The following is a 21,075-nucleotide window of genomic DNA, read 5'->3' as shown; positions in this document are numbered from 1 at the left end:
TCCAGATTTGCAAAAGTAGTTGCTTTTTATCCATAAGTGTTAAAATAAAAGTAAGCGCTCGCAAAAGGGGGGAGTAAATATGCGAAACTTAAAATACAAATCGTTATCGACTGGCTTTGGTCTATTATTAGCCTTAGCTGTGCTTTTGTCTAATTTTGGACCTAGTCCAGTGATTGTAAAAGCTGATTCTGTATGGAACTTCAGTGATTCTAAATTTACAGATTTAGCTTCGCTTTCATCTTAGAAAACAATTGATAGCTTAACATTTGAAGCTAATGAAAATAGTCCATTGAGCACTTTAGCTGAGTCGGTTACCGTTTCTAGGAATGACTACTCTAATGCGCTATTATTGAAGTCTCAGAGTGAGCAACATGATAATGCTATCAAAATTCCTGTTACAACTAATGATGTTATCAAAGTTACTATGAAACGTAATTCTGATACTGAATCAGCAAGTTTAGCTATTTTTGATGAGCAAGGTCAAGAGTTAATAATTGCAGAGACAAAATCTGAAGTTAGTGAAGAATCTTATACTTACGTAGAAAATGATAGTTTTGTTTACTTATGTGCTAAAGTTGGGAATGTCGAAATTTTTAAATTAGAAGTGAATTCTGCTGAGGCAACTGATGAAAGTCAAGAGTAAGGTAGCACAAGTAATAGCACAGAAGTTAATCTTTCAGAAGTTGAAACTGCTGATGAAGCTACAATCTCCACTTCATTAGCAGCGGCAAATACAACTGTCTCAACTTACAAAGACCTTCTTTCAGCGATTTCTAAAGCTGAAAAAGCTGGTGGTGGTAAAGTCTATGTCAAAGGGCAAAAGATTGCTTATGATGGACGAATTGCGCTTTCAAAAGCAAATTCAAATGTTCAAATCATCGGTGTTCAGAATGCTGACGGTTCTTATCCTGAACTTGATTTTTCAAACTTTATGGCTAAATATGTAGGTAAAGCTTCATCAGATGCGGCTGTTGGTGTAAGAATTTCAGGTTCTAACTACACTGTTCAAAATCTGATTGTCGAACACGCACCAGACAACGGTATCCAAATCAAAGGAAAAACTGCTGGCAACAACAAAGTTTCAAACTGTATCGTTTGTTATAATAATGACGCTGGTTTGCAAATAACAGCAGGCGCATACAAAAATACAATTGAAGTGATTTACAGCTATCGTAATTGTGATGTTTACACTCGCGGTGGTAATGCTGACGGATTTACACCAAAACTTGGTGCTGGAACAGGCAATACCTTTACATGCTGTTATGCTTGGGACAATTCTGACGATGGTTGGGATTCGTTTGATAAAGCTGGTGATGTGACACCAGATATCACGTACACAAACTGTGCGGTTTGGAATAATGGTAATCCAGATGTCTTTACAGGTAAATATGATTTTGACCACAAAAAAGCTCTAGATGAAAATCTTCATTTGGTACAGTTGATTAAGGCGAAAGATGCTTCATTTGCTTCAAACTATGCTAAAAGAAAATTCAGCTTGCCCTCAGGTAATTTCATTCAAACAGATGCTGGAACAGTTAGTCTTTCAGCTTGGGCTGGTAGTTCTTTTGACGGAAATCCAAATGGTTTCAAACTTGGTTCTGTCAACTCAAAATCAAGTGTAACTCGTAGCCTTTCTTACTGTCTTGCTTTTGATGAAGCCAAAAAAGGATTTGATAACAATAACAGTTCAGTTACAGGGTATTTTAATCATTGTGTAGCTTTTGATAATGGTTATAATTACTATATTCAACCATTGAGCATTAAAGGTTGGACATCTGTTCAAGGATTTAGTGGCAAGAGTGCTGATAAACTACCAAGCGGTCGCTCAGTTGTTACACCAGCTTCTGGTAACCAATCAAGCATTCGTAAATCAGTTGAAAGCACCAAAAATACAATCATTGCAAACTGTCAGGCAAATGAAATTTCTGGCAAAACAGCATTTAATATTTACTAGATATTATAGTCTAAAATAGCCCCTCTATTGAGGGGCTATTTTGAATGATTAAAATTTGAGTTGTTTATAGTAAATGGTATTCTTTGAGGAGTTTTTCGATATAAGTTCCATGAATTTTTTTTAAGAGCCTCTTTTAAAAGAGTTTGCTCTGCCCAAGAAATATTCATTTCTATCAATGATTTTTGGTCATTTAGGTAGTAAAGGGCATTGAGCAACATGCGGATATCAAAAGCTGACGCAAAGACTTCAGGAACTCCACGGTCAACATCGAGTAAAGTGTAGACAGCTTCCATGGCAGTTCTGACAGAATATTCGGTTGTAAAGACAGTATCTCTTGGTGTTTCGGCATAGTTACCGATAAAGGCAAGGTTTTTACTGTGTTTTGGCACGACTAGTGGACGGTCATTTAAGCCACGTGGTATGAAATAAGTTGTGATATAGGGCATGTGGCAAGGAATAGTAGAAACTACGTTTGCGATTTCTGCAATTTCATTTTCTGGAACGCCCATGTGATAGAGCCATTCTTGACAGAATTCTTTACCAGTGCATTCATCAGGTCATTTATCGATGTAATTTCCTTTACGGTCTGTGTAAAGAGGGTAAAACCAAACAACGAGTTTATTGTCTTTTTGAGCTTTGAAATCCGGTTGACGACTGATTGAATAACCTAAAAGCCAGCTAGAATCTTTTATACTAGTTGGACCGCTAGTTACGATTGAACCACTGTAAGGGTCTTTATGGTTAACAGCTTCGATATAAGGAGCGATACGTTTGTCTTTAAAAGTGATAGTAGCAGAAATAGTCCAGTTAGCGTCAGGAATATTTTGGCAGGAGACTTCCGGGTGACCAAAACTGTCATCTTGTGCAGCTAATTTTTGCCAGAGTTCCCAGCTAGCACCTAATGTGTGTTTGATAGGAGCAGGGTGGTCATTATCACCATATGTTGTACTTTCAGTGATTGAACCGTTTGTTACAAAGACTAAATCATCTGGGGTTAAAAAGATTTCTTCTTGTTTGTCAGCTTTTGTAAATTCAATTTTTGTGGCAACTTTGTCTTGACCTTTGCGATTAACTAAAATATTTGTAGCTGTAGTATCATAACTGAAGTCAACACCGTGTTCTGTCAAATAGTGCACAATTGGCAAAATCAATGATTCATACTGATTGTATTTTGTAAAGCGAAGAGAAGAAAGATTTTTTAGGCAGCCAACGTGTTGGACAAAGCGCATGAGATAACGGCGCATTTCCATGGCACTTGACTACGGTTCGAAGGCAAACATAGTACACCAATAAAGCCAGAAATTAGATTTGAAAAATTCATCATCAAAAATTTGGTCAATCTGAACATTTTCAAGTTTGCTTTCAGGCATCAAAATTAAATCGATAATTTCTTTGATGGCTTTTTCTGATAATGTTAACTTGCCATCATCTGGAATAGCTTTGCCACGCTCATGAATAACATGTGTTTTAGCGTAACAAGGGTCTTCTTTGTTGAGCCAGTAGAATTCATCCAAGATTGAGTGGTCAGGATTTTCGAGTGAAGGAATCGAACGGAATAAATCCCAAAGTACTTCAAAATAAGGTTCCATTTCACGTCCACCACGAATAATATAGCCTAGACGATCGTTTTTAATCCCATCCATACTGCCACTAGGAAGTTTTAGTTCTTCTAGGATATGGATATGATTACCTGGCATTTGCCCATCGCGAACAAAAAAAACAGCTGTCGAAAGAGCTGCTAATCCACTACCAACAATATAAGCTGATTTTTGGTCAACATTTTCAGGCTTTTTAGGTCGAGCAAAAGCTTCATAATTACCATTAGAATAATGCATACGTGTCAACTCCTTTTCTGTGATTATCTTCATTAAACCGCTTTTTTGCGAAAAACAAAATAGAGAAGGTAAACACCTTGTCTAAAATTTTGGCATATTTGAGTGATTGTTTAGCTACAGTTTTTCAAGTAGCTGGTAAATACGGTGTGCCAAGTCTTGAGGATTTTCTTGTAAGCCTGAATCAATCCAGTCTAAAATAAAACCAACCAGACCATATTTATAGAAATACGCACGAAATTCGATTTCTTCTTCTGTCAAATCAATCCCTTTTTCTTCTAGAACAGGTTTAGTTAAGTCGTAAGCACGGTCGTACAGAAAATGTTCTAAATAATTGCGGTTAACGGAGTAGTAAGTGTTGCAGACGAAAGCTTTGTTATCTTGAATATAGTGAAAAATGGCTAGCATTCCTTTTTCCCATGAATCATTGGTCCTATTATCGCCAATCATTCGTTCACTGTCAGAAATATAGATTTGTTCCAAAAGATCATACAGGTCGTTAAAATGATAATAAAAAGTTTGACGATTAGCCTTTAAGTATTGGATGAGTTCAGTGACAGTGATTTTGTCAAAAGCTTTTTTTGCCATAATCTCTTTTAAAGCTTGAGCAAAAGCTTGTTTCGTTAAAGTCTTCATAAATTCCCCTCTATCTATAGTTATTTTATCACAAGCCTCTTTAAAAAAGGTGTTAGCGCTGCAATGTGCTATAATTGACCTATGAAAATCGGAGACAAAGAGTTTTTCCTTTTTTGGGAAAATAGCAGAGCTATAATGACACAGCACCAAGCAAGACAAGTGCTTACTGAGCTCATGAAAATCGCACAAATGCCTTTAGAATTAACGGGAGAAGTGGCACAGACGAGAAAATTGGTAAATCAATTTTCAGATGATTTAGCTCCAGATGATCCATTCTGGGGTGAATTAGCAAGACTTGTTCAGCTAGCTTTTCCAGGTGAGAGTATGGCAGAGGACACGCTTTTAGCCCATCAAGTCCATCAATTTCGTTATGTCATTTCAGCCTATCAGGCTCAGTTGGTGAGAGAATATTATCCAGCAAAAAATGATTGGACATCGCTTTTAGCTTTTCTCAAAGGCAAGAAGGAACGTCGTTTTTGGCGAAAAGTTTTTGATTTTGATGTGACGGAGTCAGCTAGACTTCACAATAAAGCACCAAGATGTCCTATTTTAGGATTTGAATTACCTGTCAATTTTAAAATCCTCATGGCATTTCACACCGAATTTATCCTTGACAGCAATGGCCATTTTGCAAATGAAATTGATCCGCAAGGTCAAACATATAATGGCATCATTAATGGTGCCAGTTTTAACTACGCCAATCAAAATAATCAGAGGCATTATGAACTTGATGTTGCAGCAATTAAGCAACATGACCCGCTTTTTCGAAAGCATATCTTAGTTAATCGAGGAAATGCTTTTGTAGCACCGCTTTGGGTGAGAAGACCTTGGCATAGTGATTGGCAGCGCAGCTATTTTAATAGAAAAGGTGTTTATTCTAAAAATGGAAAGTCGTCATACCGTAGGAGCCTAGCGCTTCGTCGCGTATTTTTGAAAGAATTAAAATCTATGAATAAATTGTAAGTTTTTTGTGGCAAGTCCAGTTGGGCTTGCTTGTTTTCATTAAAATTATGGTATGATGAAGGTAAGAAATTAGCTTGAGAGGTGTCAAATGGCAAAGGTATATGTGGCTGATGATGAGAAAAATATCCGCGACTTAATTGCCTCATTTTTACGAAAACAAGATTTAGAAGTTGAAGTCTTTGAAACGGGAGATCAGCTTTTGTTACGCTTTATGGAAGATGCGGCAGATGTTGTGATTCTTGATGTCATGATGCCTGGAACAAATGGCATCGATATTGCTGGACTTCTTCGTAAACGTTCAGACGTGCCAATCATTCTTTTGACAGCACGTGATAGCGATGATGATTTTGTCAAAGGTTTTTCTGCGGGAGCTGATGATTACTTCACAAAACCATTCTCACCTTTAAAATTAAGTCTACGGGTCAAGGCGATTTTGGCGCGCACGCCTATGACTCAAGAACATAGTAATAAAGACTCTTCTGACTCATTAAGCTATGATGAGTTAGTCTTGTCTGACAAAGAACGTTCTGCGACTTATCAAGGTAAAAACATCAAGTTAACCAACACAGAATTCGAGCTTTTGAAGGTGTTGATGTCTCACAGTGAGGAGGCTGTTTCTCGTGATGAACTTTTGCGCCAAGTCTGGGGATATGACAGCGAAGTTGAGACACGTGTGACAGATGATACTATTAAGCGATTGCGCAAAAAATTGAGAGGGGTTGACAGTCATGTCCTTATTGAAACGGTTTGGGGCTATGGGTTCAAACTCACGAGAAAAGACTGATAAGACAGGCCATTTTTTCAAGAAAAGAAGAAGACAATCCCGATTTAGAACAACCTTATTTTTACAGCCGTTGACAATTTTGGTTGCTGCATTTGCGATAATCATGCTCATCTTTAATGGGTTATTAAAATTATTTTTGGCAGAAGAGGCTTTTAGAGCTGTTCAAAGTCAGTATGATATTTTAGATGCACGTTATGTGGGAAATGATTCTTCTAAGATACTTGATGGAAATATTTTTGAAACGACTTATGCTATTGTCGATGAAGACTTTAGCATCAAATACATCTCAGCATCAACTTATGATTTATCTGAAAAGCAGATTTCAGAAAAAGTCGTTGATTATTTCTCAGATAAAACTGAAACGGATTGGTTTGATGAAGAGATAGATACTGATTCACAGCAATTTAAAAAATTAAAAGTTTACGATTCTACTTACATGGTCAAGATGCAAGAGTACTCAGGAACGCTTGGAGAAGGCTATGTCAAGCAGACGAATGGCGACGATAGCGCGCAGAATTATTATGTTTTTGTCTTTGCCAACGTTACGCCGATTGCGGATTTTGAACGGTACATCAACTACCTATTGCTTTCGCTAATGGTGATTGTTGGCTTGGTTGCCATCATAACAATCTTTTTGACATCGTGTAAACTTGATAAGCATTTTGGTGCTTTAAAATCTTATATCTTACGTGTTGGTAATCGCGAGCGTGACTTGCAACCAGAAAATTTTGCTTACCGAGAGTTTAATGAGGTTGGTCAAACAGTTGACCGTATGAATGATATGATTGACGCCAACCAGCGCAGTCAGCAACTCTTTTTCCAAAATTCATCGCATGAATTGCGGACGCCTTTGATGTCTATTCAAGGTTATGCGGAAGCTATTCAAGAAGGGGTGGCTGCTGATGACAAAGAGGCGGCAGCAGTCATACTGGATGAAAGTCGTAAAATGGCGGAGCTTGTTGATGATATCTTGACTTTATCAAAAATGGAATCGACGCAGCAGACCTTGAAACTTGAAAGTTTGAATTTAGTTGATTTGTTGTATGATGTTAGTTGGCACTTAAAAGCGAAAGCTGATGCGCGTGGAATTAGTTTTAAGCATGATTTTGAGGAAGATTACCTTGACATTGAAGCTGATGAAAAATTAATTGAGCGTGCGATAACGAACATTTTGTCAAATGCTGTTCGCTATGCAAAAAAAGAAATCACAATTTCTAGTAGAAAGCTTACTAATCAGGTTGAAATTTGTCTTTCAAATGACGGTAACCCAATTTCAGCTAAAGACCAAGCACACCTTTTTGAACGTTTTTATAAAGGTGAAGGTGGACATTTTGGGATTGGTCTTGCCATTACTAAAGAAATCATAGACCGTCATCATGGTAAGATTCAAGTTGACTCCACAAAAGATAGAACAACATTTGTGATTATGTTGCCAATACAGCAAAATAAAAAGAACTTGTAGAATCTAATTTCTACAAGTTTTTTATGTCTTACAATTTTGTAAGAGCGCAAATCCTTAGAATAAGATACACTAAATTTAGGCAGAAATTGCCACACTTTTGCCACAGCTTTTCGAGACTTTATCCAAGATTTATTCCTTAAACTCAGTTATAATATGGATACAATCTTGAAACGGAGAGAAGATGAAAAGTTTTAAGAAATACCTGATCGGGATTGGAGTTCTGATGACGCTTGTTTTTGTTGGCAGCTATGCCTATAATCAAGTTGGTTATAAACTTGCGATAAGCGATGTTGAAAAAATTGCTTATCAAAATGCAGGTGTTACAAAGTCAAAAGTAGTTTCACAAACCCTTATGAAAAGCCGTGAGGGATTGCTAGCTACTCATAAGATTAGATTTGAAACGGCATCGAAACGATTTGTTTATACCATTAATGCTTCAACAGGCTCCATTATTGATCGACGTTATAAAGTAAAATAAGACCACACTCAAGTATAAATTAGAAAAGAAGGAATTGAAAGAAGTTCAAATTATTGTTGATCTTGTTTAGTTTATTAACATGAAAAAGAAGATTGTATATGCACTACTGATAGTGGCATTGCCGCTAGCTTTGATTAGTTATTCTTTAGAATTATTTGGCTTAAAAATCATCAGCTGGCGACGATAACATAAAAATTTATTAGGGGAGGGATAGCTATGACTGTAGCAGGAACACAAAGAAAGTACATTCAAATTTTGACTGGTATTGGCTTTGCCATCTCTGTTGGCTTGTTTATTTTCTTTAAACAACACCCAACTTATTTTCAAGTTGACGGCTTATTTCAAAGTTATCTAGGTAATCTAGGTCTCTTTGCTCCACTAATTTTTATGGCTTTGCAGATGATTCAAGTCATCTATCCGATTGTGCCTGGTGGTATGACAAGTGTGATTGGCTACCTTGCCTTTGGTCCAATTTGGGGATTTGTTTATAACTTCACAGGAATTTTTATTGGGTCTCTCTTAGCATTTGGTCTTGCAAGACGCTACGGAGAAAGTTTTGCTAAAGCTTTCGTCTCACAAGAAACTTACGATAAATACATTGGGTATCTTGATAAGAACGATGGTAAATTTTTTGCAAAATTACTTGGAGCAGCTTTTGCTTTGCCAGGATTTCCAGATGACTTTCTATGTATGGTTTCAGGTCTGTCAAAAATGACTTGGAAAAAATTTATCACAATTTTCTTGATTACAAAACCGTTGACACTTTACCTTTATACAGTTATTGGTTATCAAGGACTTAGCTTTTTACTAACATTATTCAAATAAAAAAGTCCAGCTCATAGCTGGACTTTTTTTGTTATTCTGCAGCTTTTTCCCATTTCTTTGCAAGACGACGAGAAATCATTGAAATAGTAAAGTTAATCACGAAGTAAATAGCTGCAATCACTGCGTATAGTGTAAAAACTTGACTGGCTTCGAAGTAGCGTCCCATCAAAATTTGACTTTTTCCGAATAATTCTTGAATCGCGATAACAGAGTAAAGAAGAGACGTATCTTTAATCACCGTCACGAATTGTGAGATGATAGCTGGCAACATTTTACGAAATGCTTGAGGAAAGACAATGTAGATAAAGATTTGAAAATGTGTCATCCCTTGTGAGAGCCCAGCTTCTGTCTGACCATGGTCAACACCATTTAAACCACCACGAATAATTTCGGCAAGAGCAGCAGAAGTAAATACAGTAAATGCTGTAATTCCAGCTGGTGTTGATTTCATTTGAAAGACAAGAAAGATAATGAAAATCCAAAGCAAGTTTGGTACATTGCGGACAAATTCGATATAAATACTTGAAATCAAACGAAGAACAGGATTTTTACCGTTTCGCATGACAGCAAGAATAGTTCCGATGATTGTTGATAGTACAATTGAAATAAATGAAATATAAAGTGTTAGCCACAATCCTTGGAGGATGAAGCTAATGTTTGTAGGTGTTAGTACTGACATTTTATCCTCCTAGAGTGAATATGATTTTTTATTTTCTTCTTCTTTGTGGCGTGCCCATGTTGCAAGAGGGAAGCACATGATGAAGTAAAGAAGTGCTGCACCAGCGAAAGCAGGCACATAGTTTGTTGTTTCATAAGCCCAAGCTTTGGCTGTGAACATGATATCTGCTCCTGAGATGATAGCTACAGTAGATGTATTTTTGATTAAGTTAACCACTTGGTTAGTAAGTGGTGGCAAGATTGTACGCACCGCTTGTGGCAAAATAATCAAGCTCATCGTTTGGCTGTAAGTAAATCCTTGTGAAAGAGCGGCTTCTGTTTGTCCTTTTGGCACAGCTTCAATCCCTGAACGAATAACTTCGGCAATGTAAGCACCGTGATAAATTCCAACACAGAGAACTGCAGTAAAGAATGTTGAAATCATGATTGCACCGTTTGTCATAATGGCAAGCCCGTAGTAGACAAAGACGAACTGCACCAAAAGTGGTGTGTTTTGAAAAACTTCAACATAGACACGAGCGATAGCTCTTAGAATTTTATTTTTAGATGATGACATGGCACCGAAAATGACACCAAGAATAAAAGCTAAGATTAAGGCACAAAATGACATTCCCAGTGTATAGAGGAAGCCTTTTGCGAATTCACCAAAGTTAGCAAAGAAATCTGCCCAACGTGAGAGGGCAAATGGACTCGCAGCTGCGGTTAATAAAAACATGTCAATTCTCCTCTCTTAATTATTCTCTGCTTTTGCAGGTTTTAAATTATATTTATCGTAGAGTTTTTGTAGACTACCATCAGCTTTCCAATCATCTAGCAAGCTATTAACGTAATCAATAACTTCTTGATTTGATTTTTTAGCTGCAATTCCGTACTCTTGAGTGTTGAAACCTTCATTAATGATTGTTGTTTTCTTGCTGACATAACCTGTTAAGATTGATTTATCAACTGAGAAAGCATCGATACGTTTCGCGTGAAGTGAAATAGCGAGTTCTGGGAAAGAACCAAGTTGAACAAATTTGAATTTTAAGTTATGTGCTTTTCCGTATTCTTCAATTGTCAGTTTAGTTGTTGAACCTTGAGCTACTCCGATAGTTTTACCATCGAGGTCAGAGATTGTTTTTAAACCTTTACCTGTATTAACTAAAAAGCCAATCTCGTCATAATAGTAAGGATTTGAAATAGCATAGGAAGCTTTACGCTCATCAGTAATTGTATAAGTGGCAATCAAAAGATCGATTTGTCCATTATCAAGAAGGGCTTCACGAGTTTGAGTTGTAACAGCTGTGTAAGCAACTTTAACACCAAGTGTCTTAGCGATTTTTTTCGCTAAATCAATTTCCATTCCTTCATATTTGCCGCTCTCAGCTGAATAATAGCCGAAGTTTGGGACGTCTTGTTTGACACCGACTTTAAGAACGCCAGCATCTTGGATTTTTTTAATCTGCTCAGATGTTGTATCTGCAAAAGTTTTTGAAGCAGTGAAAAAGCTCATAAAGAGCAATGAGAGACTAGCTAGAACGGCTAAACAAATTTTTTTCTTCATAAGAGCCTCCTTATTGTTGAGAGACATTATCACTGGTGTGATTAATGACTTTGCTCAAGAATTGTTTAGCACGTGGCTCTGTAGGATTATCAAAGAAACCTTGAACATCTGTTGTATCAATAAGGATTTGACCTTCTGCCATAAAGATAATACGGTCAGCAACCTCACGAGCAAATCCCATTTCGTGTGTAACGACAACCATGTTCATTCCTTCTTTGGCAAGATTTTGCATGATAGCAAGAACATCACCGATTGTTTCTGGGTCAAGTGCAGAAGTTGGTTCGTCAAATAGGAGAAGTTCTGGCTGCATAGCCAAACCACGAGCGATAGCAACACGTTGCTTTTGACCACCAGATAACATGCCTGGATAAGAGTCTTTGCGGTCCCACATATTAACGTAAGTTAGGTATTTCTCAGCAATTGCCTCGGCTTCCTCTTTAGATTTACCGAGAACTTTGATTGGTGCTAAAGTTACATTTTCTAATACGGTTTTATGTGGGTAAAGGTTAAAGTGTTGGAAAACCATGCCAACTTCTTTACGAAGTTGAACCAAGTCTTTGGCAGAAGCGTTATCGAGTTCATGTCCATTGACTTTCAAACTACCTGTTTCGATAGATTCGAGAGCGTTCATAGTTCGGATAAGTGTTGATTTACCAGATCCAGAAGGGCCAAGGAGAACAACTACCTGTCCTTTTTCAATCTCTAGATTAATATTTCTTAGCGCATGATAGTCGCCGTAGTATTTTTCAACATTTTTAAATTCAATAAGTGCCACACTTGTCTCCTTTTCAAAGATAAGATTTTCTATGTTAGATTTTCTAACATATAAGTATTTGTGTTTACTTATATTACCACATAATCATGTTAACTGTCAAATGTTTCAGAAAATTTAAATAACTACAAGAAAGCTAAGAGCTAATATTTCCTGAAAATATTACTGTATTGTTTCAAAAGTTGCCAAAGTTTCCAATTAGTATTGAATTTTGATATAATAAAGGGCAGTGGTTATTTTTGTAAATAACATAACATAGAATTGTTGGTTGAGAATTTTTTATTCTATTGATAAATTGAAGAGGTGACATATGAAAAAAATTCTTATTGTTGATGATGAAAAACCAATTTCAGATATTATTAAATTTAATTTAACTAAAGAAGGTTACGAAACAGTTACGGCTTTTGATGGTCGTGAAGCTATTGAAAAATTTGAAGAAGAAAATCCTGATTTGATTATTTTGGATTTGATGTTGCCAGGATTGGACGGACTTGAAGTCGCAAAAGAAGTTCGTAAAACGAGTCATATTCCTATTATTATGCTATCAGCAAAAGATAGTGAATTTGATAAAGTTATCGGTCTTGAAATTGGTGCTGACGACTACGTGACAAAACCATTTTCAAACCGCGAATTGTTGGCTCGTGTCAAAGCACACCTTCGCCGCACTGAAAATATCGAATCTGCAGTTGCTGAAGAAAATGCGTCTTCTTCAAACTCAGAAATCACAATCGGTGACTTGAAAATCTTGCCTGATGCATTTGTGGCACAAAAACGTGGTGAAGACATTGAATTAACACACCGTGAGTTTGAATTGTTGCATCATTTGGCAACTCACATGGGACAAGTAATGACACGTGAATACCTTTTGGAAACTGTCTGGGGTTATGACTATTTTGGTGATGTCCGTACAGTTGACGTAACAATCCGTCGTTTGCGTGAAAAAATCGAAGACACACCAAGTCGTCCAGAATATATTTTGACACGTCGTGGTGTTGGATATTACATGAAGTCTTATGAATAATATAATATCACAGAATCAGTATCTGTTTGAGCAGGCAATCTTGTTTTTGCTCGCTTTTGTCGCTGTTTATTTTATTCATTTAGCGATAAGAGATTATCGAACTTCAGTTAATATTCGTCGTTTGAGTGGTAAGGTTCGTGAGCTTATCACTGGTAAATACACTGAAGACATCATTATTGAAAAAGATAGAGATTTGGCTGAACTTGCTGGTCGGTTAAATGACTTGTCTACGGTTTTTCGCTTGGCTCAGGAAAATCTTGCGCAGGAAAAAAATCGTTTGGCTAGTATTTTGTCTTATATGACTGACGGTGTCTTAGCTACTGACCGTTCTGGAAATATCACTATGATTAACCAGACAGCTCAGCAGCAACTTAATCTTGAACGCGAAGAAGCTCTTGGAATGAATATTGTTGATATTCTTGGGGACGATAGCGATTATACCTACCATGATTTGGTTTCTAAGACACCTGATATTGTTCTAAATCGTCGCGATGAGACAGGTGAATTTATCACTTTGCGAATTCGTTTTGCGCTGAATCGTCGTGATAGTGGCTTTATCTCAGGCTTGATTGCTGTTTTACATGATACAATGGAACAAGAAAAAGAAGACCGTGAACGTCGTTTATTCGTATCAAATATTAGTCACGAATTGCGTACACCGTTGACATCTGTGAAATCGTATTTGGAAGCTTTGGATGAAGGTGCACTTAAAGAAGATATTGCACCAAGTTTTATTAAAATTTCTCTTGATGAAACAAACCGTATGATTCGAATGATTTCTGATTTGCTCAATTTGTCTCGAATTGATAATCAGACTGTTCAGCTTGAAGTTGAAATGACTAACTTTACAGCATTTATGACATCAATTTTGAACCGTTTTGACCAAATTAAGAGTCAACATACAGTCGCTGGTAAGCAGTATGAGATTGTCAGAGATTATCCGATCAAGTCTATCTGGTTAGAAATTGACCCAGATAAAATGACGCAAGTTCTGGATAACATCCTTAATAATGCAATTAAGTATTCGCCAGATGGTGGTAAAATCACTGTCAGCATGAAGACGACTGAGACACAGTTGATTATTTCAATTTCTGATGAAGGTCTTGGTATTCCTAAGAAAGATTTGCCGCTAATCTTTGACCGATTCTATCGTGTTGACAAGGCTAGAAGTCGTGCTCAAGGTGGTTCAGGACTTGGTCTTGCGATTGCAAAAGAAATTGTTAAACAACACAAAGGATTTATTTGGGCTCAAAGTACTTATGGAAAAGGCTCAACCTTTACAATTGTTCTTCCGTATGAGAAGGATTCTGATATTTATGACGAATGGGAGGATGACGAGGACTAGATGTCTGAGAATGCTTTTAAATATAGTGTCTTAGCTTCCGGTTCTACTGGTAACTCATTTTATGTGGAAACATCACAAAAACGTCTTTTGATTGATGCAGGGTTGACTGGTAAGAAAATTACCAGTCTTCTTGCTGATATTGATCGAAAACCAGAAGATTTGGATGCTATTTTAATTACACACGAACATTCCGACCATATTAAGGGTGTTGGAGTGCTTGCTCGTCGTTACAATCTTGATGTTTATGCCAATGAAAAAACTTGGCAAATGATTGATGAGCGCAATATGATTGGAAAACTTGATACCGCTCAGAAACATGTTTTTGAGCGTGGTAAAGTATTGACTTTCGGTGATATTGATATTGAAAGTTTCGGAGTTAGCCACGATGCGGTTGACCCACAATTTTACCGTTTGATGAAAGATAACAAATCATTTGTTGTTTTGACTGATACGGGCTATGTTAGTGATAGAATGGCTGGCGTCATTGAAAATGCAGATGGCTATTTGATTGAGTCAAATCACGATGTTGAGATTCTGCGTGCAGGTTCTTATCCATGGAGCTTAAAACAACGTATCTTATCTGATAGAGGACATTTATCAAATGAGGATGGTGCAGATACGATGATTCGCACCATTGGTAATCGTACGAAAAAAATCTATCTTGGTCACTTGAGTAAGGAAAATAATATCAAAGAACTAGCTCACATGACTATGGAAAATAATTTGATGCAAGCTGATTTTGCGGTTGGACATGATATGACTGTTTTTGATACGTCACCGGATGAAGCAACGCCATTAACTGAAATCTAAAAAAAACAAGTTTCGATATTTCGAAGCTTGTTTTTTATGTTAAAAAGTGACCTTTAATAGAAAGAATTCAAGTGATTTTATGGCTGAGTCCCACTTTTAACAGATTTTTTGGTATAATGATATAGTCTATAGTAGAAAATTATCTTGAGTCATCTCAAGAAATACTTTGATTATAAATTAATAGACCACTTTTTGAAGGGAGATTTATCATGCAAGCTTTAGATACAAAACTTCAGCGAGATTTTGGTATCACATTTAAAGACACTACTTTGCTCGACACTGCTTTTACTCACACATCTTATGCTAATGAACATCGCCTCCTAAACATTTCACACAATGAACGCTTGGAATTTTTAGGAGACGCGGTTCTTCAACTTTTGATTTCACAATACTTGTTTAAAAAGTATCCTAAGAAACCAGAAGGTGACCTTTCTAAGATGCGCTCAGTTATCGTTCGTGAAGAATCATTAGCTGGTTTTTCACGTTACTGTGGTTTTGATGATTTTATCAAACTTGGTAATGGTGAAGAAAAATCTGGCGGACGTAACCGTGACACAATTTTAGGAGATTTGTTTGAAGCCTTTCTTGGAGCACTTTTGATGGACCAAGGCGTTGAAGCTGTCAATAAATTCTTGAATCAAGTTATGATTCCGCAAGTTGAAAAAGGTAACTTTGAACGTGTTAAAGATTATAAAACAACACTTCAAGAGTTACTACAAGGTCATGGGGATGTTACGATTGACTACCGTGTTTCAAATGAATCTGGACCTGCACACGCTAAGGTTTTTGAAGTGACTGTGTATGTCAACGATGAAGCCAAAAGTCAAGGAATCGGAAAATCTAAAAAATTGGCTGAGCAAGATGCTGCTAAAAATGCTTTAGCGTTACTTCAATAAGACGTTTGAAAGGAATTAGTAAGGCAAATGTCCAACCTGTCCTAGGTTGATACGTATTTGGCGTAGCCTAGAGGGCAACTAAGAAATTATAGTGATTTCTTGATTGCTAGTTCAGGAAGGCTGTTTGTCTTTTTATCTCTTATTTTATGTATTTAAAAGAAATTGAAATGCAGGGCTTTAAGTCCTTTGCCGATAAGACAACAATTGAATTTGATAAGGGAGTGACAGCTGTTGTAGGTCCTAACGGTTCTGGTAAATCAAATATTACTGAAAGTCTCCGTTGGGCACTTGGTGAGTCTTCTGCAAAAAATCTGCGTGGTGGCAAAATGCCAGACGTTATTTTTGCGGGTTCTGAAAATCGTAAGCCACTTAACTACGCACAAGTTGTTGTTAACTTGGATAATTCGGATGGTTTCATTAAAGATGCCAAAGAAACAATCCGTGTTGAGCGCCACATTTACCGAAATGGTGACAGTGAATATTTGATTGATGGACGTAAAGTTCGTTTACGTGATATTCATGATTTGTTTTTGGATACTGGTTTGGGGCGTGATTCATTCTCAGTTATTTCCCAAGGGCGTGTTGAAGAAATCTTTAATAGTAAACCCGAAGACCGTCGTGCGGTGTTTGAAGAAGCAGCCGGTGTTTTAAAATACAAAACTCGTAAAAAAGAAACGCAAACTAAGCTAAATCAAACTCAAGACAACTTGGACCGTTTGGATGACATTATTTATGAGTTAGAAGCGCAAGTTAAGCCATTGGAACGTCAAGCACAAGTTGCTAAAGAATTTATTGGCTTAGAAGACGAGCGTAAACAGCTTCACTTAAATATTTTAGTTGAAGACATTCAAGCTGATATGGAACGCTTGAGTGAGCTAAAGGAAGATTTGTCAGAAATTAAGTCAAATCTATCTGCTTACTATGAACAACGTCAGAAGTTTGAAAAAGAAAATCAAGCTTTAAAAGAAAAACGTCATCAATTATCTGAAGAGATGGCGAAAAAACAAGCAGGTTTGGTTGATATTACCAAAGCTATTTCTGATTTTGAACGCCAAATGGATTTGCTTGCTTTGGAATCAAGTCAAAAAGAAGAGAAAAAACAAGCAGCTAGCACAAAATTGGCTGAATTGAAAGAGAGCAAAGCAAGCTTACGGGAAGAGTTGGCACAAAAAGAAAATCAGCTTGAGCAATTAGATAGCCAGTTGACTCAAACAACAGCTACTATTCAAAAATTACAAGCTGAATTGGACCGTTTTTCAACAGATCCAGATCAAATCATTGAAAAATTACGTGAAGAATTTGTTGGCTTGATGCAAAAAGAAGCAGATTTGTCTAACCGTTTGACCATGACGATTGCTGATATCGATAATCAAAAACAATTATCAGAATCAAAATCTGAAGAATTGGCACAGACAAAGGCAAATTTAGCTGAATTGAAAGAAAATGCTAAACAAGCTTTAGATACTTTTGAAGCTACACGTGGTAAGGTTAAAGAATTACTTGATGCTTACCAAGAATTATTTGCCAAGATTAGTCAAATTGAAAAAAATTATCAAGCTGAGCAAACTAAAATGTTTGATCAACTTGATGTCATCAAATCAAAAGAAGCTCGTAAGTCAAGTCTTGAGTCAATTCTCAAAAATCACAGCAATTTCTATGCTGGTGTCAAATCAGTTTTGCAAGCCTCTAGTCAACTTGGTGGGATTATTGGTGCGGTGAGTGAGCATTTGAGCTTTGAACGTAAGTACCAAACGGCGCTTGAAATTACACTTGGCGGCTCAAGTCAGCATGTGATTGTTGAAGATGAAAACGCCGCAAAACGTTCAATCGCATTCTTGAAACAAAATCGTCAAGGTCGTGCGACATTCTTACCATTGACAACGATTAAAGCACGTCACTTATCACAGCAGAACCATTCTATTTTGACGTCAAGTCAAGGATTCCTTGGTGTGGCGAGCGGTTTGGTTTCCTATGATAAACGTCTGGAAAATATCTTCCAAAACCTTCTTGGAGTGACAGCTGTCTTTGATACCGTCGATAATGCCAATAAAGCTGCGCGTGCGCTGCATTATCAAGTGCGTTTGGTGACTTTGGATGGAACTGAAATTCGTCCAGGTGGTTCATTCTCTGGTGGTGCTAATCGTCAAAATAACACAACGTTTATCAAGCCAGAACTTGAAAATCTAATTGCTGAGTTGAATGAGCTTCAAGCAAGCCAAATCAAGCAGGAAAAACATGTTCAATCACTTCAAGAAACTTTGCAAGCTAATAAAGAACAATTAGCTACTTTGAAAGCTCAAGGTGAAGAAGCTCGCTTTGCTGAACAAAAAGCTGAACTTGAATATCAACAATTGGCTGAGCGTTTAAATGATGTTAATCAGCTTTGCAAACAACTTGAGGAAAACGGAACAGAGCACAGTTCAAATGATTTGGAAGCTCAAAAAGCTCATTTTGAAGCTGAATTAACAACAATTGCAGAACGTAAGCAAGAATTGACTAGTGAAATTGAGCAAATCAAAGCTAACAAAAACTCAATTACGCAAAAAGTTGATAATCTTCGTCAACAATTGTCACAAGCCAAATTGCAAGAACGTGAGCTCTTGAGTGAACGTAAGTTTGAATCAGCTAACAAGACACGTCTTGAAATCAGCTTGGCAGAAAACAAATCTGAAATAGCAAAATGTGAAGAGTTACTTGCCTTTCATGCTAGTGATAATCAAGTCGAAAATCTACCAGCTTTACAAAAACAACATGATGAAGCAATTGAAAGAAAAGCTAGTGAAAAAGAGCGCTTAGTTAGTCTTCGATTTGAATTAGATGATTGTGAAGCTAATCTTGAGGAGCTTGAAGAACAAGTTGCTAAAGAAAATCAGAAAAATGAAGAATTGATTCGCAAACAAGCCCAAATTGAGGCACAAGTGAGTCAAGTTTCGGAACGTTTGCGTGGCTTTTCAACTGATTTGACTGAAGACTATCATATGACTTTAGAAGAAGCAAAAGAAGCAAGCCAAACTATTGAAAATATGGAGGCTGCTCGTGAACGCTTGCAAGAATTGCGCCGTCGTATTAAAGCACTTGGCCCAATTAACTTAGATGCTATTTCACAATACGATGAAGTCAATGAACGTTTGGAATTCTTGAATGGTCAAAAAGAAGATTTGGTTCACTCTAAGAATCTTCTACTTGACACTATTAACGAGATGGATGACGAAGTAAAATCTCGTTTCCAAGTGACATTCAATGCTATTCGTGAATCATTCAAAGAAACCTTTAAACAAATGTTCGGTGGCGGTTCTGCAGACCTTTCACTAACAGAAGGTGACTTATTAACAGCGGGAATTGAAATTTCTGTTCAGCCACCAGGTAAGAAGATTCAATCCCTTAACCTGATGTCAGGTGGGGAAAAAGCACTTTCTGCTCTTGCTCTGCTCTTTGCCATTATTCGCGTGAAAACTATTCCGTTTGTCATTCTTGATGAGGTTGAAGCGGCGCTTGATGAAGCAAATGTCAAACGCTTTGGTGATTACCTCAACCGCTTTGATAAATCAAGTCAGTTCATCGTAGTCACTCACCGTAAGGGAACAATGGCTGCTGCTGACAGTATTTACGGGGTAACCATGCAAGAATCAGGAATTTCACGTATCGTATCCGTTAAGCTGAAAGATGCTGAAAATCTTGTAGAATGACATTAAAGGGAAAAAATGGTAAATAAACTAATTGCACATAGTTTAATAAAGTATCACGAAAAATATTTAGTGATAAAACGTGTTGCCACAAGCTATGGTAGAAATAATGTTTATCCGTTTTATTGGGATATTCCTGGTGGAAGTGTTGAGAGTGAGGAATTGCCGAAAGCTGCTGCTGTCAGAGAGTGTCTTGAAGAAGTAGGACTTCAGATCAAAATAGATGATATTATTCATGAAGATAGTAATTTAGATAATGGTATTGTATACACTAGATTAGTTTATGATGCTCATCTTCCTAAGAATAAGGAAATAATTGTTACATTGAATCCCGAAGAACATACTGACTATCGTTGGATAAGTGATTTGAATGATTTGGATGGAGAAAAAATTGTTCCTTATTTGGCAGAAATATTGGAAAGTAAATAGTTTTTGTGATATTAGACAACCTCCCAACTAATTCTAGTTGGGAGGTTAGTTATATTCAAATGGTTTAGTTGGTTATCGCAGTTTTTGTTTGTGATTCTATTGTTTCGTCAGTTTGATTGTCTGATAAAGCGGTTGTGAGTGTATCAGCACTTTCTTCTTGATTATCTGAGAGTTCTGCTGTATCAGATTCGTTTTTTGTGTTCTGACTGTACTGGTCTGAAATCTTGTAAAAGACGCCATTTACGAATTGCTGTGTTGACTCGTAGTCGAGTCGGCTGAGCTGCGCAGCAAATAAGCTGTCACGCCCGTAATCAGATGGGTTAGAATCAGTAATGTTAAAATGCCAGTTAGGAATTTGCTTGCCTGCAGGATAGTAGTACAGGATAAACCCTCCAGTTAGGGATGAAACCTGAGAAACAGCTTCGCCATTATCATCGTAGGCAAGTGCTGAAAGAGTTAATTTTCCGTCTTGTGACACCAAACCTTGCGGTGAGAATTCAAAAGTGAAACCATTGGCGTCCTGCCAAGTTCCAGCAAGACTTGAAAAATCACCCTGAGCTAGTGCAGCAAAATCAAAACGACTGGTTTCGTTACTAACTTTTCGAGAATCGACAATTTCTTTTCCACTCTTTACCAGAGTTTCGGTAATCTTTTTCTCATTTGGAAGTTCGAATAAATCAAGGCGTTTTTTGTCTTCTTTTTTATGAGTTGCTGCTGAAGTTCTTTTACGAGATTTTGGTTTGGAATGACTGCTTTGAGTGATGTGAGTAGTTGTTGCTTGGTGCTTTGAGAGTTGATTGACAGCCAAAGCTCCCACGCAGAAACTTACTACCAGTAAGCCAGAAATCCAAAAATAGTGTTTGCGTTTTTTCATGATATACCTCTTCAAAATTTACTTCTCAATAATATATTCGAAAAACTTTTTAAAAACTTGGATTTTTTTCAAAAAAATTGAAAAACTTTT

The 21,075-nt window shown here is 37.0% G+C and carries 20 protein-coding genes and 1 pseudogene; 14 read left to right on the top strand and 7 right to left on the bottom strand.

Annotation, left to right across the window (positions count from 1 at the left end; genetic code table 11):
• Positions 1-79: 79 nt before the first annotated feature.
• From HMPREF0819_RS09330 to HMPREF0819_RS09320, 3 genes are all read left to right on the top strand, one after another.
• A complete protein-coding gene (locus HMPREF0819_RS09330; RefSeq protein ID WP_004232826.1) occupies positions 80-244 on the top strand; it encodes a hypothetical protein in 165 nt (54 codons plus the stop codon).
• A 105-nt stretch (positions 245-349) separates the two neighbouring features.
• A complete protein-coding gene (locus tag HMPREF0819_RS09325) occupies positions 350-643 on the top strand; it encodes a hypothetical protein (RefSeq protein WP_237393043.1) in 294 nt (97 codons plus the stop codon).
• A 288-nt stretch (positions 644-931) separates the two neighbouring features.
• Positions 932-1,954: a right-handed parallel beta-helix repeat-containing protein gene (locus HMPREF0819_RS09320; RefSeq protein ID WP_004232821.1), complete on the top strand. Its 1,023-nt coding sequence runs from the start codon at positions 932-934 to the stop codon at positions 1,952-1,954.
• A 64-nt stretch (positions 1,955-2,018) separates the two neighbouring features.
• On the opposite strand, the pseudogene HMPREF0819_RS04375 reads toward HMPREF0819_RS09320, so the two are convergent.
• Together HMPREF0819_RS04375 and HMPREF0819_RS04370 are read right to left on the bottom strand one after the other, a co-directional pair.
• Positions 2,019-3,789, bottom strand: a pseudogene (locus HMPREF0819_RS04375) (oleate hydratase).
• 114 nt (positions 3,790-3,903) lie between these two features.
• On the bottom strand, positions 3,904-4,422 hold the full coding sequence (locus tag HMPREF0819_RS04370; protein WP_004232811.1) for a TetR/AcrR family transcriptional regulator: 519 nt from the start codon (positions 4,420-4,422) through the stop codon (positions 3,904-3,906).
• A gap of 81 nt (positions 4,423-4,503) precedes the next feature.
• Between HMPREF0819_RS04370 and HMPREF0819_RS04365 the strand changes: the two genes are divergently transcribed.
• From HMPREF0819_RS04365 to HMPREF0819_RS04345, 5 genes are all read left to right on the top strand, one after another.
• Positions 4,504-5,385: a DUF3114 domain-containing protein gene (locus HMPREF0819_RS04365; RefSeq protein WP_004232810.1), complete on the top strand. Its 882-nt coding sequence runs from the start codon at positions 4,504-4,506 to the stop codon at positions 5,383-5,385.
• A gap of 88 nt (positions 5,386-5,473) precedes the next feature.
• Positions 5,474-6,169 (top strand): response regulator transcription factor, encoded by a 696-nt coding sequence (locus HMPREF0819_RS04360; protein ID WP_004232808.1) that lies wholly within the window; start codon positions 5,474-5,476, stop codon positions 6,167-6,169.
• Positions 6,141-7,631, top strand: coding sequence for a sensor histidine kinase (locus tag HMPREF0819_RS04355; RefSeq protein WP_004232807.1), 1,491 nt, complete (start codon positions 6,141-6,143; stop codon positions 7,629-7,631). Before HMPREF0819_RS04360 ends, HMPREF0819_RS04355 begins: the two co-directional genes overlap by 29 nt.
• Positions 7,632-7,812: 181 nt before the next feature.
• A complete protein-coding gene (locus HMPREF0819_RS04350) occupies positions 7,813-8,109 on the top strand; it encodes a hypothetical protein (RefSeq protein WP_004232805.1) in 297 nt (98 codons plus the stop codon).
• A gap of 216 nt (positions 8,110-8,325) precedes the next feature.
• Complete coding sequence (locus HMPREF0819_RS04345; RefSeq protein WP_004232803.1) at positions 8,326-8,934, top strand: TVP38/TMEM64 family protein; 609 nt, start codon at positions 8,326-8,328, stop codon at positions 8,932-8,934.
• Positions 8,935-8,965: 31 nt separating this feature from the next.
• On the opposite strand, the gene HMPREF0819_RS04340 is transcribed toward HMPREF0819_RS04345, so the two are convergent.
• From HMPREF0819_RS04340 to HMPREF0819_RS04325, 4 genes are read right to left on the bottom strand one after another with little or no spacing between them, the layout of a single operon-like run.
• Entirely contained in the window at positions 8,966-9,613 is a 648-nt protein-coding gene (locus HMPREF0819_RS04340) for an amino acid ABC transporter permease (protein WP_004232801.1), read from the bottom strand.
• Positions 9,614-9,622: 9 nt separating this feature from the next.
• Positions 9,623-10,327: an amino acid ABC transporter permease gene (locus HMPREF0819_RS04335; protein WP_004232799.1), complete on the bottom strand. Its 705-nt coding sequence runs from the start codon at positions 10,325-10,327 to the stop codon at positions 9,623-9,625.
• 15 nt (positions 10,328-10,342) lie between these two features.
• Positions 10,343-11,155: a transporter substrate-binding domain-containing protein gene (locus HMPREF0819_RS04330; RefSeq protein ID WP_044023328.1), complete on the bottom strand. Its 813-nt coding sequence runs from the start codon at positions 11,153-11,155 to the stop codon at positions 10,343-10,345.
• A gap of 10 nt (positions 11,156-11,165) precedes the next feature.
• Complete coding sequence (locus HMPREF0819_RS04325; protein ID WP_004232795.1) at positions 11,166-11,930, bottom strand: amino acid ABC transporter ATP-binding protein; 765 nt, start codon at positions 11,928-11,930, stop codon at positions 11,166-11,168.
• Positions 11,931-12,237: 307 nt separating this feature from the next.
• Here HMPREF0819_RS04325 and yycF point away from each other — a divergent pair, with 307 nt between their 5' ends.
• The 6 genes from yycF (at position 12,238) to HMPREF0819_RS04295 (ending at position 20,111) form a co-directional block, all read left to right on the top strand.
• Positions 12,238-12,948 (top strand): response regulator YycF, encoded by a 711-nt coding sequence (yycF, locus tag HMPREF0819_RS04320; RefSeq protein WP_004232793.1) that lies wholly within the window; start codon positions 12,238-12,240, stop codon positions 12,946-12,948.
• Complete coding sequence (gene vicK / locus HMPREF0819_RS04315; protein ID WP_004232791.1) at positions 12,941-14,293, top strand: cell wall metabolism sensor histidine kinase VicK; 1,353 nt, start codon at positions 12,941-12,943, stop codon at positions 14,291-14,293. The genes yycF and vicK overlap by 8 nt, the downstream gene beginning before the upstream one ends.
• Complete coding sequence (locus HMPREF0819_RS04310) at positions 14,294-15,103, top strand: MBL fold metallo-hydrolase (protein WP_004232789.1); 810 nt, start codon at positions 14,294-14,296, stop codon at positions 15,101-15,103.
• Between the two features lie 209 nt (positions 15,104-15,312).
• Complete coding sequence (gene rnc, locus HMPREF0819_RS04305) at positions 15,313-15,999, top strand: ribonuclease III (RefSeq protein ID WP_004232787.1); 687 nt, start codon at positions 15,313-15,315, stop codon at positions 15,997-15,999.
• Positions 16,000-16,145: 146 nt separating this feature from the next.
• On the top strand, positions 16,146-19,685 hold the full coding sequence (smc, locus tag HMPREF0819_RS04300; RefSeq protein WP_004232785.1) for a chromosome segregation protein SMC: 3,540 nt from the start codon (positions 16,146-16,148) through the stop codon (positions 19,683-19,685).
• 15 nt (positions 19,686-19,700) lie between these two features.
• Positions 19,701-20,111, top strand: a complete 411-nt coding sequence (locus HMPREF0819_RS04295; RefSeq protein ID WP_004232778.1) for an NUDIX hydrolase — start codon at positions 19,701-19,703, stop codon at positions 20,109-20,111.
• A 64-nt stretch (positions 20,112-20,175) separates the two neighbouring features.
• Here HMPREF0819_RS04295 and HMPREF0819_RS04290 read toward each other — a convergent pair whose 3' ends face one another.
• Positions 20,176-20,985 carry a DUF6287 domain-containing protein gene (locus HMPREF0819_RS04290; RefSeq protein WP_004232776.1) on the bottom strand — a complete coding sequence of 270 codons (810 nt, stop codon included), beginning with the start codon at positions 20,983-20,985 and terminating at the stop codon, positions 20,176-20,178.
• Between the last annotated feature and the right edge of the window lie 90 nt (positions 20,986-21,075).

The organism is Streptococcus equinus ATCC 9812 (assembly GCF_000187265.1).
Taxonomy (GTDB): Bacteria; Bacillota; Bacilli; order Lactobacillales; family Streptococcaceae; genus Streptococcus; species Streptococcus equinus.
Note: the sequence above shows the minus strand (reverse complement) of the source record. Positions and strands in the feature narration are given on the sequence as shown.